This window comes from Methylomusa anaerophila (genome assembly GCF_003966895.1).
In the GTDB taxonomy this organism is placed as follows: domain Bacteria; phylum Bacillota; class Negativicutes; order Sporomusales; family Sporomusaceae; genus Methylomusa; species Methylomusa anaerophila.
Map to the genome: position 1 here is coordinate 1584984 of NZ_AP018449.1, position 15809 is coordinate 1600792.

Sequence of the window (15809 nt, forward strand, 5' to 3'; positions counted from 1 at the left end):
TGTCAGCACGTCAATACGAGTTGAAACAAATCAGATTAATTGCTTCTGCTTCCCTGGGAAGCGGTGCAATCCCTACCATTACTACCATCACTACCATCGCCGGAAACATTGAGTGGATCAGCGAAGTACGAGGCGAGCGGATAGAAGAACTTTGTTAAAAACCGTTATAGTATGTTAAGTTTCCGGGAAACTCATTGACGAGTTTACAGTAAGAGGCTTATACTAAGTTTAGACGACAATATAATCCAATAATCGACATTGATATGGCGTTCCTATATCATATTTTATGGCAAACTCGTTGAAAAACGAGGACGCAAAGCCGTGGGTCTAAGGGCGGGTGCTTCCTATGACTGCCTGGTTGCTCTTGTGAAAATTATTACAAGATGCTTAACCGGGTTTTTTATTGTCCTTATTTATTTATGGATATCTCGTACTGCCAAAAATTCAGTCACAGATATCTTGAAAAATAACTGCTGCCGGCTTAGCAAAGTCAACAAATTTACTGGACGGGAGATGGTTGGTCTATGAAAATCACTAGCATGAAAACGAGGTTGCTCATCATCTTATTGCCCTTTTTTATTCTATCTTTTGGAGCATTGGTCGGGATTAGCTACTATCTTTCTCTGCAGGCTCTAAGTCAGAGCGTTGATGAAACGGCGGCAGCGATGGGGTCGGATTATGCTTCCCGTATTTCCGGGCAGGTTTACAGTGCCAAAGTTCAGCTGGAATCGTTTGCCGGCATCAAAAGAATATACAATCCTTCTGACAGGCAGGCACTAAAGGAAGCTTTGTCTGAATGCGTTTCACGGCTTGATATTCTAGAGAATATAACTTATATAGCACCAGACGGCATAGCGCTGAGACCTGACGGCAGCACGGTAAATCTTGGAGATCGGGAATATTTCAAACAAGTAATCACAACAAAAAAACCGGCTGTTTCAGATGCTCTGATGAACAGGACAACCGGAAAAGCAGGAATAAATGTTGCTGTTCCGGTTCTTTATGAGGGGAAATTAACCGGTGTACTGACCGGTTCCATTTCGATAGAAAAGATGCATAACCTGGTCAAAGAAGCAAAATTTAAAGAAACCGGCTATGCTTTAGTACTGGATTCCAATGGCGTTGTCATCGTTCATCCGCGCTTTCCCGAGATGCAGGGTAAGCTCAATTTCAGCCAAAAGGAGATCAACCCTGAATTAAAGCTACAACGATCCGAACTTGACGACCGTCTGGTAAAGCTGGTTCAAGAAGCTGCTTCAGGTAAGACTGTGCGCGGCAAATATCAATTTGTTGACGGCATCGATAGAATCGGGACCATTGTCTCTATCAATCTGTTAGGCGGCCAGCGCTGGTTTATGATGGTAACAGCTCCGGAAGCCGAAGCAATCCATGAATTAAGCGCATTAAAACAGTCCCTGCTTGGGGGTGCATTCGTGTGTATTTTGCTGGCTGGCGTCTTCATTTTCATTATAAGCAAACGTATCGCGACTCCTATCACGTTGATTCGAAACGAATGCATGCAGTTGGCACAAGGTGATCTGCGGGAACGACCACTCAATATTTCTTCCTACGATGAGATCGGGCAATTAACTAGAGATTTCAAAGAAATGCGAAACAACTTGTATACACTTGTTTCAAAAGTATTGTCCCAATCCGAACAGTTGGCAGCATCCAGTGAAGAGTTAACCGCAAGCGCCCATCAATCCGCAGATGCGTCCAGTCAGATCGCCAGTTCCGTTGCCGAAATCGCCAGCGGGTCGGAGCAACAGGTAGCAGCCACCGGCCAGGTTGTAAAAGTGGCACAAGAACTGTCGGCAAGAACCGGGCAAATTTCCCTTGCTGCGCAAGAAGTGTCTTCGATTGCCCTTTCTACAGTACAATCGGCGGAACAAGGCCGTCAGGCAGTAGACCGGACTGAGGAACAAATGAATGGAATCGGTAAAGAATCGATTGCCCTTGAATCTGCCATTGTAGATTTAAGCAAAGGCTCTAGAGAAATCAGTGAAATTGTCACCTTGATTTCCACTATTTCCAATCAGACCAACTTGCTTGCCCTTAATGCCGCTATTGAAGCGGCACGAGCAGGTGAGGCGGGCCGTGGATTTGCGGTTGTGGCTGAGGAAGTCCGTAAGCTAGCGGAAGAATCGAATCAGGCTACGCAAAAGATTGGCACTCTTATACAGCAAAATCAGATCAATATGGACCGTGCTGTTGCCGCGTCCCAAACCGGGGCTGCAGGTATCAAATCAGGTATTCTTATGGTTCATAGCACGGGAGAAACGTTTAAGAATATCGTCGAAGCAATTCTCAAATTATCTGGAGAAATCAAAGATATCGCTGCAGCTATAAACCAGATGGCGGAAGGCAATCAATCTTTGTTTACCGCTATCCGCGAAATTGAGACTGTGGGTAAGACATCGGCGGCCCAATCCCAGACAATCTCCGGCGCGACCGAGGAGCAAACCGCGGCTATGCAGGAAATCGCAACTTCAAGTCAAAGTCTAGCTCAAATGGCAACGGAATTAACGCAAGCCGTCAGTAAGTTCAAGATATAGGAGGCGCGCGGATAGAAGAAAGACTGCTTTGGTTTCAAAACTGAAGTAGTCTTTTTCATTCTCACAGTGTTCTCACACCGCATTTCAATAGGGTCTTTTCTGCGTTGTCAAGGGACAGCAAATTGAGGAGTTCATCGATGGTATGACGATGGAGGGATACGCTCAAAATATAACCTGTGCGCTTTTAGTCAGCCATGGAATACCTGGTCCCTTGTTCCGCGTCGAAGGGGTTGAAAAAATATACACTGAATCAGCATCAACAGATAAGACACTTAAGCTCTGGAAAGATGGCAAGCATTGCGTGACAAATCACGCAACAGAGACTATCATGTTATTTGCAGATTTCTTCACGGACAAATTAAAATAATATATATCGTTGAAATTAGTATCCGAACTGCAAGAAGGGAGCGGAAAAAATATGGTTGATTTGACTTTAAAAGAAAAGTTTGCTTTTAAATTTATTTTTAATGAAAGCAGAGTTTACTCCAGATGGTATGGCAGATTTCTATCTTTTGGGATTGATTACGGAAGATTAAAAAGGGTCATTGCCAGAATACCAAATTGGTTAGAATGGTGCAATCAATGGACAAAAGAAGGTGATGAGCTTTATCGAAAAGCTGAAAAAGCTTTGAATGAGGGAAATGAGTTTAAATCAAGGGCATTATTTCACGAGGCGGTTGGATGCTATCACACTGGGCAGCATATATTCTTTATTGACAGCAGTCAGAAAGAAGCAACCCAAGAAAAGGCAAGAATGAGCTATCAGAGAGCTATTGCTTTATACAATGAAAAAGAATGTCCAATACGAATTGAGGTGCCGTTTGAAGGAGTGAAAATCCCAGGGTATTTAAGACTCTCAGGTGCACCTGGCAGTCCATTGATCATTTTTGTTAATGGAATGGACAATATAAAGGAGGCAGAGGGGCATTCCCAGGGAACGATGTTCAAACAGAATGGTTTCAACTATTTTACATTTGATGGGCCGGGCCAGGGTGAGATGTGGAAGAGCATGAAGTATGACGTTAAGAAATATCATAAGGCAGTATCTGCTATCATTGATTGGTTTGAGCAAAACCAGACCTATGGAATAAATATGGACAAGGTTGCCTTAGTGGGATTCAGTCTTGGGGGATACCTGGCTCCAATGAGCGCTGCACTGGATAAAAGGGTGAAATGTGTGGTAGGAAACAGCGGGCTTGTTTTCATTGGAGGTATAAATGGCTTAAAACGGCTTAACCCAATATGGCAGCGTGGAGTTACATACATGACAGGATGTAATACGCTTGAAGCGGCAGTGGACAAATTTGACTGGGACATTGAACAGGATGTAAGCCTGAAAGTACCTTTACTGTTCTATCATGCAGGCAGGGATGAGGTCATGCCTTCACCAAAGCTGCATGCAGATAAGGTTATGCGGTGGGCAAAGGGTGAAAAAACGCTTAAATATTTTGAACATGCAGAACACTGTACGCAGGATTATCTGGATGAGGTTTTTCCGGAAATAATTGACTGGTTTAAGAAAAAGCTTATTTAGGCCGGCATTCCGACTAACTCACAAGCGAAGAAAGAACCGCTGCTTTGGTCACAATTCCGACAAGTTGTTTGTTTTCATCGGTAACCGCTATCGGATATTTGGCTTCGGCAGCAACCGGCAAAAGTTCCTGCAAAGCAAAATCGGGACTTGTTAGCGGAATGTCGCGAACAACGGCTTCCTCCATACTTAGGAGACCGTTGCGGACATTCATCACATTATCAAGTGTCACCAAACCTAACAATTGCATATTATCGTTTACCATATAGACACTGGACACACCGTTGGATACCATTTGCCGCATGGCTACATGCCATCCGTCTCCTGATTTTACTATTGCCGATGGTGAGGACATGATATTTTTTACAGATAATATTTTTGTCCTGTCGATATCGCGGATCAAATTTTCGACATAACTATCCGCTGGTTTATCCAATACCTGTTCAGGCGATCCAATCTGGACTATACAGCCGTCTTTCATAATGGCAACACGGTTGCCGATTTTAAAAGCTTCATTAATGTCATGGGTAATAAATACGATAGTTTTTTTAACTTTTCTTTGTATGCTCAGCAGTTCGAACTGCATATCTCTTCTGATGATCGGATCTAATGCGGAAAAGGGCTCATCCATAAGGAGAATGTCAGGATTATTCGCCAGCGCACGGGCCAATCCAACCCGTTGGCGCATTCCGCCGCTCAATGCCGGAATCGGGTGGTTCTCCCAACCAGCCAAGCCGACAAGACCGATCATTTCTGATGCCCTTTGTTCGCGCTCCAGCTTGTTACAGCCCCGTATCTCCAGCCCATATACCACATTGCCCATGACATTGCGGTGATTCATGAGTCCGAAATTCTGAAATACCATCGCAATATTGTCTCGGCGATAGTCCATAAGCTGCTGCTTGGTATAATGCGTAATATCCGAGCCTTTAAAATATATTTGGCCGCGGGTCGGTTGATGCAATAGATTGAGACAGCGCAGCAGTGTTGATTTTCCACTTCCGGAAAGACCGATAATCGCAAAGATCTCACCTGGCGCTACTGACAAGCTGGCATCAAATACGCCAACCGTAACTCCGGTACGTTTTTGGATGTCTTCTTTGCTTTCGCCGGCCTCCAGCTGTTTTAAGGCTGCAGTTGGGTTAGACCCGAATAGCATAGTAAGATGCTCTACTCGCAGAATCTCATCCATTTCGCGTCTCCTTTCGAACTTGCTTACTATTTTTTTACACCCGCCCAGCTCTGCGTCAGGCGGTCCATGATAATTGCTATGATGACAATTACAATACCGGCGGTGAACCCGCGCCCGAGCTCTAAACGGTTGATGCCGATCAGAACCTCCATGCCTAATCCCTTGGCGCCGATCATGGAGCAGGTTACGATCATGGCAACAGCCATCATGATGGTCTGATTCACGCCAGTCATAATTGTCGGCAATGCCTGGGGAATCTGCACCTTTAATAAAGTCTGGAGCCAAGTGGAGCCAAAAGCCCGGGCGGCTTCGACTACTTCCGGGTCTACCTGCTTAATGGCAAGGCTGGTAAGCCGTATCACCGGCGGCACGGCGTAAATGGTGGTTGCAATGACCGCCGGCGCCTGACCTAATCCAAAAAACATAACTGCCGGTATCAAATAGACAAAGGTCGGCATTGTTTGCATGGCATCAAGTACAGGCTGTACCGCTTCGTTGGCTTTTTCACTGCTGGACAAAAATATACCTGCCGGAAAGCCGAGTAATAAGGATATAATGACCGAAGCAAAGACAAGGGCCACTGTTTCCAGCATAGGCTGCCAAAGCCCGACAGCACCAATTAACAACATCATCAGGCCGAATAATATTCCCCTGGCCGGCCGGCCGCTTGCCTTCCAGCCCCAGATTCCCATGGCGGCAATGATGAGCCACCACGGAATCGAGGCAACTCCGTGATAGATGAACTGGGTAAATCCCAGCAGCATTTCTTTTATAAGACTAAAGACATTGCTGAAATTATGGCTTAAATACAAAACCATTTTATCAACAGGCGTTCCAATATCTAAGTGTAAGCTTTCGGGAAACCTCCACAACCAGTTAGTCATGTAACCATCACCCATCTGTTCATTTCAGCGCCGCTTTTACTTTCTCCAACTGTTGCGAAGTCACCCAGTTGCTCCATAGGTTTTCGTTGTTTTTTAGGAACCACTTGGCGGTATTTTCATAGCTTGCTTTGTTATCAGCCATATACGCCAGGGCTTGCGCGGTTATTGCGCTTGACGTTTGGTATTTTTTGAGGAACTCCGCTACCTCAGGAGCTTTTTCGGCAATGTTTTTGGCTGCGGCTATAGTAACCGGCACCGCAGGAAAATCGCCTTTTCCCTCCTTGAAAGTATTTGGATCATAGGGAGTATCCTGCAGTTTTACCAAGTCGTATTTTCCTGTCAGCCAGGTTGGTTCCCAATAGTAGCTGACAACCGGCTGACCCTGTTCATAAGCTGTACTGATTGCAGCGGCAAGGGCGGCATCTGACCCGGGACGAAAGTATGTATAGTATTTATCCAGGCCATAGCTCATATATTTGTTATAAAGTATTTTGTCGACCTCCCAGCCGGGGATAGCACCGTAGATTCTTCCCTTTCCCGGGGACTCCGGGTCGGCAAATATGTCTTTATATTTTTTTAGATCCTCCACAGTTTTCAGGTCAGGCGCCACAGCTTTTATATTACGTTTGCCGTCTCCTTCGATAACATACCTTGGGACATACAGGCCTTGGGCATTATCACCGTAGTTTAAAGCCAGTTCCAGGATATTCCCCTTGGCTACATCGTCTTTATACGTGGCGAGATTATCTGACCAAACCTCCATATAAGCATCAATATCATTATTTTTTAGCGCTTGATAGGTTAGGGTTGTAGTTCCGCTGACTTCCTCTGTTTTATAGCCCATGCCATGCTGTATGATAAACATGGCAACGGCATTATGAAATTTGATACTGTCCCAGCCGGCATCAGCAAATTTAATAGTAGTATCTGATTTGGACTGATTACTGCCGGAGCAACCGGGAAGAAGAATTGTTGCCAAACAAACCCCAAGCAATACCCCAATGATCTTTTTCTTAAACACAATAGCCACCCCCCTCTTTTTAAACAACCCACAACTTTATTATAGGTTGTGAGTTGTTAGAATGTCAATTCTGATTTTTATTTTTGGCAAATTTGTGCAAAAAATAAAAACCTTACAACAGTAGTATCTGTTGTAAGGTTTTGGTATGCATGTCAACCCTCGTTCATTACTTGTTCAATACGTTTAAGAACACCCGGGTCACCAATTACCAGAAAAATATCCATCGGCATGAAACAGGCATAAGGGCCAGGCGAAACAATAAGCTTACCTTCCCGTTTTATCCCGACAATGGTCGCACCGGTCCTTTGCCAGAAACGTACATCGGCGATCATCTTGCCAACGAGAGGTGAGTTAATGGGAACTTCTACCTCGATGATATGGATGGGGTTTATATTTCTCAAGCGTTCGCTAAGATCGAACATTTGATCAATTATTTCCGAGATTTCCTGATTTATGCCCTCCCGCTGGCGGATCTTTTCATAAATTTCTCCTTTTAGGGCCCGTAAGTCCTTGCCTGTATTATATTTCTCAATATATTGCATAGCACCGGTACGGGATTTTATCGTTACGCCGCTGCCGGTAAGGACTTCAATGATTTCCATATCTTCCAGCAACCGCAGAGACCTCCGGATAGTCTCCGGGGAAACATTGTATTCACTTGCCAGTAATGAGCGCCCGGCTATTTTTGTTCCCTCTTTAAGCTCACCTTTGGCAATTCGCGAAGCAATATCCATGGCAATCTGGGAGTAAACCGGCTGTTCGATATGGTTTCTCATAATGTCAGCACCTCATACAAAATATGGATTATAGTTTCTAAGTCAATAAAGCCCTTCATTATTATACTTATTTCATTTGTCACTGTCCATGACTTTGCTGTGCAAGGGGCGCTTTGTCTAGCAATATGACGTAAATGATGAACAACGATTGACAAAGTAATAAAACTATACTACAATCTAATCAATTCATGAGACTGACTAGGAAACCTAGAGGCCGTATTCCAGTAGGAATGCGGCCTCTTACTGTTATTATGGAAACGGCTTGACGTTAAATAGCCGGTGGTTGGTTTACGGGCATTATCCACGAGACGAGACAAAGAGGGGTGTCATGAAAAATTTATGATGAGATTCAAGCACGGGCAGGCGTCTCACCAGACGGAATATTATAGTTTTTTGTTCCAGACGTTAATCTATGGGACCGCGGTGGGCTTAAATTCAATTTTGATCCCGGCGTATGCCCTGGAACTTGGTGCCTCGGCATTAGAGATGGGCTTAATTGTCGGCAGCCGGGGAATCGGGCATTTTGCCTTAGTGGTGCCGGTCAGTTTTTTGCTGGAACGGTTCGGGGCCAGACCCCTGTTTCTTGTCAGCAGTTTCCTGGAAGCTATTTTTATCCTGGCCGTTTTTTTTGTCGGCAGCCCGCTGCCGCTGTTGTTGCTGGCTACACTGGACGGCTTTATGTGCTCTACGCGGTTAACGGTGCTGAATACCGCTTTTCTGCAATTGCTGCCCCGGATTAATCCGGCCCAGAACGGCTGGTTTAAAGCTTGCATGACTTCCGGGCTAATGTTAGCGGGACCGGCTGCCGGCGGGATCCTGGCAGCTAAAATCGGCTTGGCGGCGGCTTTTGTGATAAATGCGGCAGTAATTTTTGCCACCATTGTATTGGTGATTTTGCTGCCGGCGGATTTTCTGTCTTACCGAAAAAGATCGGACAACGTTAATAACGTTAATTTACTAAGCAAATTTTTAAAGTTGCTCCGGGACCGGAAAATTTTGTTTATCGCGGCAGGGGAAACGTTAAACACCGGCTATATGTCCAGCTTCAGGACGCTGATTATTCTTGTGGTCGTGGGACTGTTAAAGCTGCCGGTGGATATTGTCGCCCAAATCGTGCTGGTAGGAGGCGGCGCTAATATCCTTACAACCTTTGCGGGACCCGTGTTGTTGAAAAACTGCCAAACGAAAACTTATTATCACATCACTGTTCTCGGCATCGTTCCAGCCTTAGTTTTACTGGGGGCCGGCGGCCAAAGCTGGATGCTGTATCTGGGATCTTTGCTGTCAGGGGTGAGTATCGGGGTCATGAGTCTTGCCAATTACAAGATGATGAGCACCGTACAAGGTGACAGAGGGCTGATTGCCGGGGTGTTCACTTTTAGCGCCGGCTTTAGCCTGGCGGTGGCGCCGATGGTGAGCAGTATACTGGCAGATTACTTTAATGTTCGGACAGCGTTTTTAGCCTACATTATTCCCTTTGGCGTACTGGAAGGAGTGCTCTGGCTTTACCGCTCCCGGGCTGCCGCCGGGGAACCGGATAATTCCGCTCCTTGCCGCTTTGGCCGTTAATGGCATCGCCAATAGGACTGCATAAGAAGATTTTGACTGGTGGAAATGGTGCCTGGGAAATAGGCAGTGGACAGCTGCGTATGGTAATAAAGAATCCCGGCCGAAACTATCATGAGAAAAATTGCAAAAACAAGGCAGATAACGGTATTTTTGCTCCGCATGTACTCACCTAACCTTCTAAGAACAGCCTGCAGGCGGCACTGTCTTAATATTATTTTCTACTATTCATAGTGTAACATATGGCTTCCGGCAAGCTATCCGCCGTAATTCCGCTGTGAAGCCCGTGGCAAGGCAAAACTCTGAGGAGTGATCATCTTGTTCAAACTATTTCAAACAATACCTTTTCCCATTTGGGTGTTGGCGTTGGCACATGGCAGTGTCGACATGGCCGGTGGTGCTTTTTATGTAGCCTTGCCCTTCATTAAAGCGAAATTTGGCCTGGCATATGCAGAAGTAACGGCCATTGTACTGGTGCAGAACCTGACATCGTCCATCGTTCAGCCTTTATTCGGATATCTGAGTGATCGAAAACCGCGTCCCTGGCTGATGCCGGTGGGCTGCCTGGTTCTGGGCCTCACGCTGCCGACAATTTTTTTCGCTCCTAATTATTATTTTTTGTTTCTGCTTACGGCGATTAACGGCCTGGGTTCCGCCGCATTTCATCCGCAAGCGGCTAAAACCGTTAGTCTATTAAGCGGAGCGGCCAAAGGAAAGGCTCTCAGCATATTTTCTGTCGGCGGCAGCGTTGGTATTGCTGTTGGTTCCATATTTCTGGCATCCCTGTTGCTGGGCGGACCGGGAAGCAGATTATTGTTGTACTCGTTGCCCTACATCCTGGTCAGCCTGGCGTTGTTCCGTTTGGTCGCCCGGCTGCCCCGCCTCGAACCTCAGCACCGCCGGCAGGGTTCAGCCAGGCTGAAATCCTATGTCAATTGGCCGCTGCTGGCTTTTATGGGCATGGTCTTGACGCGAGCCACCATAGCTTCCGGCATCAGTACGTTTGTACCATTATACTATATCTCCTATCTGAACGGCAGTCCGTTGTACGCCAGTTTTCTGCTGAGCGTGTTTCAGAGCGCCGGCGTAATCGGCACCTTGCTGGGCGGTATCATGAGTGATCGTTATGGCAGTAGGCAGGTGATGATTTTCTCCATCCTGCCCATTGCGCCGTTGTTGTATTTTTTCCGGATAGTCAGTGATATTTGGGTATTTGCCGTCCTGGCGGCAAGCAGTATTTTGCTGGCCGCTACCGCGACCAGCGGCTTGGTGTTAATCCAAAAAATGATGCCCCATAATTTAGGCATGGCATCGGGGCTAAATTTAGGCTTGGGTTCGGGGCTCGGAGCCGTCGGCGTTTTATCCATGGGCTGGATTGCCGACACCTGGGGAGTTCCCCGGGTATTTGACCTCTTGTCATGGCTGCCCGTGCTGGGGTTTGTTCTCACCCTGTTCATTCGGGAACCTGCCGATAAAACAAGCAAGCAAGCCGGTTTAAGACATAATTGTTCTTGCCTCAAGGAATCCTAAAAGGTTTATATCCCCAATTGCGCTTTATTGACACTACCAAACAGGAGAATTTTCACCAGGAAAATTTTCTTGACAGCGCAAAGGATAGAGTTTATAATAGCGTTAACATGAAAAAATCGATAGAGAATACAAGTGATTGGGAATATATATAAGCGCTTGTTCCGACTAGTTAGACAGCTAGAGGCCATGTGATTGCACATGGCCTCTTTTTGTAGAATATAAACGCGACAATAAGACAATAAATTGACAAAAGAAAACAAAAACCTATTGACACCCAAAAAGGGATATGATATATATGATATAAATAATAGGAAATAATAACATATATGGGAATAATAGGTTTGCTGGCAATAATATAATGCATTAAAAGAATAGTTTTTTGAATTAGTTGACTAGGCGCACACCTAGAGGCTGAATAATTTTTATTCGGCCTCTTTTTTTTCAATCGAAGATGTATTTGGCTGAATGATCAAGGTATATCCCAGATTACTGAGGGGAGGTAGGAAATGGTGTTGACGGGAAAAAGAAATTTATAACAAATAGGATTATCACACAAGAATGAGGATTATCACAGCAAGGAAATCAAGTAAATAAAGTGCAGGAGCGTCAGGCTTCAACACTTTAAGGGCCAAAGGGAGGAACTCATGAAAGAGAATATAACAGCGGTTCATAACAAGCTCTTAGGGTTTTATTTATATTTTTTGGTGCTGATTTTATGGGAAATAGCGCCGCGGGTAGGCTGGGCCAGCAATGTATTTCTCCCCCCGCTGTCCCGGGTTATCCAGACAGCAATCGATTTAGGATTAGCCAATATCCTGATTTACGTTTCGATCAGCCTCAAGCGGGTTTTTGCAGGTTTTCTCTTCGCTACCCTGCTGGCACTGCCGGTGGGATTCGTTTTGGCCGGGGCATTGCCGTGGCTGGCCAGATTTCTCAGGCCATTGACGGTTTTTCTCTCCAGTATCCCGCCGTTTATCTTGTTCCCGATTTTTGTCATCATTGCGGGGGTTGGCGAGGGTGGTATTTATACCGTTATCTTCTGGTCTTCTTTTTGGCCGATCCTTTTTACGACAATAGTAGGTATCCAAAATGTGGATACCCTGCTTATCCGGGCTGGTAAAGCGATGAATGCCAATAAACTGGAATTGTTTTTCAAAGTCGTGCTGCCCGGCGCACTGCCGACCATTATTTCAGGCGTTCGGACGGGCTTGACGATGAGTTTCTTTATGCTGATCGGCGCTGAGAGCATGGGGGCGGATTCCGGGATGGGCTGGATGATTCACAATGCGCAAAGCATGGGTTTTGTGGAGCGGATCTATCTGGGCGCTATCCTGGTCGCAGGTGTAGGTTTTGTTTTGAATTATGCCCTTGAAATTTTGGAGAGCACCGTGCTGTATTGGCGGGAGGAGGAGCTTCCGGAAGAGAGGGAAAGCGTTGCCGCCTGAAAAGCGGAACGACAGCGAGTATAAAATCATAGAAAGGAGTTATCCGCTAAATGAATTTTTTGCTGCCTAACCTGAAAAAGCTTGCCTTTGGCAGTAGTTCGATTATTTTGTTTTTTATTTTTTGGGAGTTCGGAGCCCACCTAATCCCCGAGGGGGTTATTTCCCCAGCCACCGACGCCATAGTGGCCCTCTTCAAATCGGCGGCTTCCGGCATGTTGTGGGACCAGACATTGATCAGTTTGGAACGGGTCGTCATCGGGTTTGCTCTTTCTTTGCTGGTAGGCGTGCCCCTCGGTTTTTTGCTGGGAACTTTTTTCGAATCGGCGGAGAAGGCCCTGCTGCCTTTTCTGCGCACATGTGAAAAATTGAATCCTTTTGCGATTATTCCCATCTTTATGATCTTTTTCGGCATCGGCACCACCGAGAAAGTAGTGGTCATATTTTGGTCCACCTTGTGGCCGGTTCTTTTCAATACAATGACCGGGGCGCGCAATATGGACCGCAATCTGCTGAAGGCGGCCCACTCCATGGGGGCAAGCCGCTGGGAATTGTTGTCCAAAGTAATCTTTCCCCACGCCTTGCCCAATGTTTTTATCGGGATTGAGATCGCGGCGCAAATTGCTTTCTTTATGATCATCGCTTCGGAGGTTATTGGCGCCAGCACAGGTCTTGGCTGGTACTATATCAGCGCCACGACCAAGTATGAGCTTGCCTTAATGTACGGCATCGTTCTCTATATTACCATACTGGCAATTGGGGTTAACGTTTTTTTTGCCCGGCTGAAAAAACACTTCCTGGTCTGGAAAGAGGCTTCGCAACTGAGCTAAGCCTCCTGAAAACAAGCCCGGAGTTGCCGGATTAAATGAGAGCATTAAAAAGTAAAGAAAATTGAGGTAAAAAAATGACTGACAAAGCTCGAAAAAAGAAATTTTTAATTATTGGAATACTTGCGGCATTTATTTTTGTCGGGGTTGGCGTCGGAAGCTATTTAGGGCAAACGAAGAAGGGGATTTCCACAGGAACTGCAATCCAGGGAGCAGTTGGCTTCCGAGACTTAAAGAGCGGCGGCTATGACCCGGCCGCTTCCGGGAAACAGGTCCTGACCATTAAGACGGACACCAAGAAAAACTGCGGTTCCACGCCCTGGGTCATTGCCGAGAAAAAAGGCTTTTTCGCTGCGGAAGGGTTGAATGTTGTATACACGGGCGAATTGACCAATGCCCAGATTTTGCCCTCAGTGTTAAACGGAACAAATAACGTTGCAACGGCCAACTTCAACGCGCTGGCTACCTATATCGCCGCTGGCGCCAAAATTAAAGCAGTCACTTTAAACGGCGTTGACCCCACCCCGGACGTGGACCCGAAATACCGGCATATGCGCTATTACCTGAGTCCGAAACTGGGAGTCAACACCCTGGCGGAATTGGTTGCCCTGAGACAAAGCCAAAACAAGAAGGTTACAATTAACGGCACCAAGCCGGTTTGCACGACCTTTATCGCCGACAACGCCTTTGATCGTTTAGGCCACGGCCGGGAGAATATCCAATTCGTATCTTTCGACAGCGATACGGCGGCGCTGCAGGCTGCCCAACAGGGCAATCTGGATATTGTCGGGGTTCACCCCCCCTTCTACAAGCTGGCGGCGGATTCCAAGCTGACCATGGTATTTGACACGGTGGACACCGGCCTGGGAGAAGCAGCAGGCGTCAGCGCTTATTACTTTACGGAAAAATTCATTGAGGAAAACCCGGAGGCCGTAGCGCGCTTCGTCCGCGCCATCAGAAAGGCCAATGCCTGGAGCATCAATCCGGCGAATGAAGAAGAGGCCATTCGACTGACCGGGGAATATATCGGGCAGCCAGTCAACGCGGTTCACTATTACTATACCGGCAAAGAATTGCCGGACAAACTGATTCAACCCTGGATTGACGATCTTGTCCAAGACGGTTTTCTGAAAAAAGGGCAGCTAAGTGTAGACGATCTGGCTACCAGGCAGTTTTTCGTCAATTGAATGTCAATTGAAAAGGAAATAAGAAATAAATGAGAGGAAAAGTAAGGAGGTAAAAAAATGGCTGACAAAGCTCGAAAGAAGAAATTTTTAATTATTGGAATAGTTGCGGCACTTATTTTTATCGGCGTTGGCGTCGGAAGCCATTTAGGGCAAACGAAGAAGGGGATTTCCACGGGAACTGCAATAGAGGGAGCACTTGGCTTCAAGGACTTAAAAAGCGAAGGCTATAACCCAGCCGCTTCCGGGAAACAGGTCCTGACGATTAAGTCCGACACCAAGAAAAACTGCAGCTCCACGCCCTGGGTCATTGCCGAGAAAAAAGGCTTTTTTGCCGCGGAAGGCCTGAACATGGAGTATACCGGCGAACTGACCACCCCCCAGATCTTGCCCTCGGTGTTAAACGGAACAAATAACGTTGCAACGGCCCATATCAACGTGCTGGCTACTTATATAGCCGGCGGCGCCAAGATCAAAGGGGTCGCTATCGGCGGCGTTGATCCCACGCCGAATGTGGATCCGAAATACCGGCATATGCGCTTTTATCTGAATCCGAACCTGGGTATCACCACCCTGGCGGAATTGGTGGCCCTGCGAAAGGGTCAGCCGATTACAATTAACGGTACGAAGCCCAGTTGCACGACCTTTATCGCCGACAACGCTTTGGATCATTCCGGCTTTGACCGGAAGCAACTCCAATATGTGACCTTCGAAAGTGACACGGCGGCGCTGCAGGCTGCCCAACAGGGCAATCTGGATATTGTCGGAGTTCACCCTCCCTTCTACAAGCTGGCGGCGGATTCCAAGCTGCCGCAAATCTTTGACACAGCGGACACCGGCCTTGGAGAAGCGGCGGGCACTACAGTTTATTACTTTACGGAAAAATTCATTGCGGAAAACCCGGAGGCTGTAGCGCGCTTCGTCCGGGCGATCAAAAAGGCCCACGTCTGGAGTGTCGATCCGGCAAATGAAGCGGAAGCCATTAAATTGACCGGGGATTATATCGGGCAGCCGGTCAACGCGGTTCACTATTATTATTCCGGCAACGGCCTCCCGGATAAATTGCTTAAACCCTGGGTTGACGATCTTGTCAAAGACGGTTTTCTGAAAGAAGGACAGATAACCTTAAATGATCTGGTTGTCAAGCAGTTTGACAATTAGTAACTAGTACCGAAAACAGATAGACCGGATAGTCCGGGGGACGCCACAGTCCCCGGACTATCGGCTGATAACATTTCCCGGTTTGGCAGGTGCCTGCGCAGCCCGGCCTGGTTTCCTGGAAAACAAGCCCGGCTTAACCG

General features: G+C 46.8%; 14 protein-coding genes and 1 riboswitch. Of the genes, 10 read left to right on the forward strand and 4 right to left on the reverse strand.

Annotated features, from left to right (window positions below; all coding sequences use genetic code 11):
* The first annotated feature begins 20 nt into the window (after positions 1-20).
* From MAMMFC1_RS21385 to MAMMFC1_RS06965, 4 genes are all read left to right on the forward strand, one after another.
* Positions 21-158 carry a hypothetical protein gene (locus tag MAMMFC1_RS21385; protein ID WP_232035719.1) on the forward strand — a complete coding sequence of 46 codons (138 nt, stop codon included), beginning with the start codon at positions 21-23 and terminating at the stop codon, positions 156-158.
* 120 nt (positions 159-278) lie between these two features.
* Positions 279-366, forward strand: a riboswitch (cyclic di-GMP riboswitch).
* 158 nt (positions 367-524) lie between these two features.
* Positions 525-2555 (forward strand): methyl-accepting chemotaxis protein, encoded by a 2031-nt coding sequence (locus MAMMFC1_RS06955; RefSeq protein WP_126307653.1) that lies wholly within the window; start codon positions 525-527, stop codon positions 2553-2555.
* A 142-nt stretch (positions 2556-2697) separates the two neighbouring features.
* Complete coding sequence (locus tag MAMMFC1_RS06960) at positions 2698-2922, forward strand: hypothetical protein (protein WP_126307655.1); 225 nt, start codon at positions 2698-2700, stop codon at positions 2920-2922.
* 51 nt (positions 2923-2973) lie between these two features.
* Positions 2974-4089, forward strand: a complete 1116-nt coding sequence (locus MAMMFC1_RS06965) for an alpha/beta hydrolase family protein (protein ID WP_126307657.1) — start codon at positions 2974-2976, stop codon at positions 4087-4089.
* Between the two features lie 13 nt (positions 4090-4102).
* Here MAMMFC1_RS06965 and MAMMFC1_RS06970 read toward each other — a convergent pair whose 3' ends face one another.
* From MAMMFC1_RS06970 to MAMMFC1_RS06985, 4 genes are all read right to left on the reverse strand, one after another.
* Positions 4103-5278, reverse strand: coding sequence for a quaternary amine ABC transporter ATP-binding protein (locus MAMMFC1_RS06970; protein ID WP_126307659.1), 1176 nt, complete (start codon positions 5276-5278; stop codon positions 4103-4105).
* A gap of 26 nt (positions 5279-5304) precedes the next feature.
* Positions 5305-6162 carry an ABC transporter permease gene (locus tag MAMMFC1_RS06975; protein ID WP_126307661.1) on the reverse strand — a complete coding sequence of 286 codons (858 nt, stop codon included), beginning with the start codon at positions 6160-6162 and terminating at the stop codon, positions 5305-5307.
* Positions 6163-6181: 19 nt separating this feature from the next.
* Positions 6182-7183, reverse strand: coding sequence for an ABC transporter substrate-binding protein (locus MAMMFC1_RS06980; protein WP_197723936.1), 1002 nt, complete (start codon positions 7181-7183; stop codon positions 6182-6184).
* A gap of 152 nt (positions 7184-7335) precedes the next feature.
* Complete coding sequence (locus MAMMFC1_RS06985; RefSeq protein ID WP_126307663.1) at positions 7336-7959, reverse strand: TrkA C-terminal domain-containing protein; 624 nt, start codon at positions 7957-7959, stop codon at positions 7336-7338.
* Between the two features lie 339 nt (positions 7960-8298).
* Here MAMMFC1_RS06985 and MAMMFC1_RS06990 point away from each other — a divergent pair, with 339 nt between their 5' ends.
* From MAMMFC1_RS06990 to MAMMFC1_RS07015, 6 genes are all read left to right on the forward strand, one after another.
* Positions 8299-9528 (forward strand): MFS transporter, encoded by a 1230-nt coding sequence (locus MAMMFC1_RS06990; protein WP_126307665.1) that lies wholly within the window; start codon positions 8299-8301, stop codon positions 9526-9528.
* 315 nt (positions 9529-9843) lie between these two features.
* Positions 9844-11055 carry an MFS transporter gene (locus MAMMFC1_RS06995; protein ID WP_126307667.1) on the forward strand — a complete coding sequence of 404 codons (1212 nt, stop codon included), beginning with the start codon at positions 9844-9846 and terminating at the stop codon, positions 11053-11055.
* A 644-nt stretch (positions 11056-11699) separates the two neighbouring features.
* Entirely contained in the window at positions 11700-12500 is an 801-nt protein-coding gene (locus MAMMFC1_RS07000; protein ID WP_126307668.1) for an ABC transporter permease, read from the forward strand.
* A gap of 50 nt (positions 12501-12550) precedes the next feature.
* Entirely contained in the window at positions 12551-13327 is a 777-nt protein-coding gene (locus MAMMFC1_RS07005) for an ABC transporter permease (RefSeq protein WP_126307670.1), read from the forward strand.
* Between the two features lie 74 nt (positions 13328-13401).
* The gene (locus MAMMFC1_RS07010) at positions 13402-14511 is read left to right on the forward strand and encodes an ABC transporter substrate-binding protein (RefSeq protein ID WP_126307672.1); all 1110 of its coding nucleotides are present in this window, start codon (positions 13402-13404) and stop codon (positions 14509-14511) included.
* A 57-nt stretch (positions 14512-14568) separates the two neighbouring features.
* Entirely contained in the window at positions 14569-15669 is a 1101-nt protein-coding gene (locus MAMMFC1_RS07015) for an ABC transporter substrate-binding protein (protein ID WP_126307674.1), read from the forward strand.
* Positions 15670-15809 lie beyond the last annotated feature (140 nt).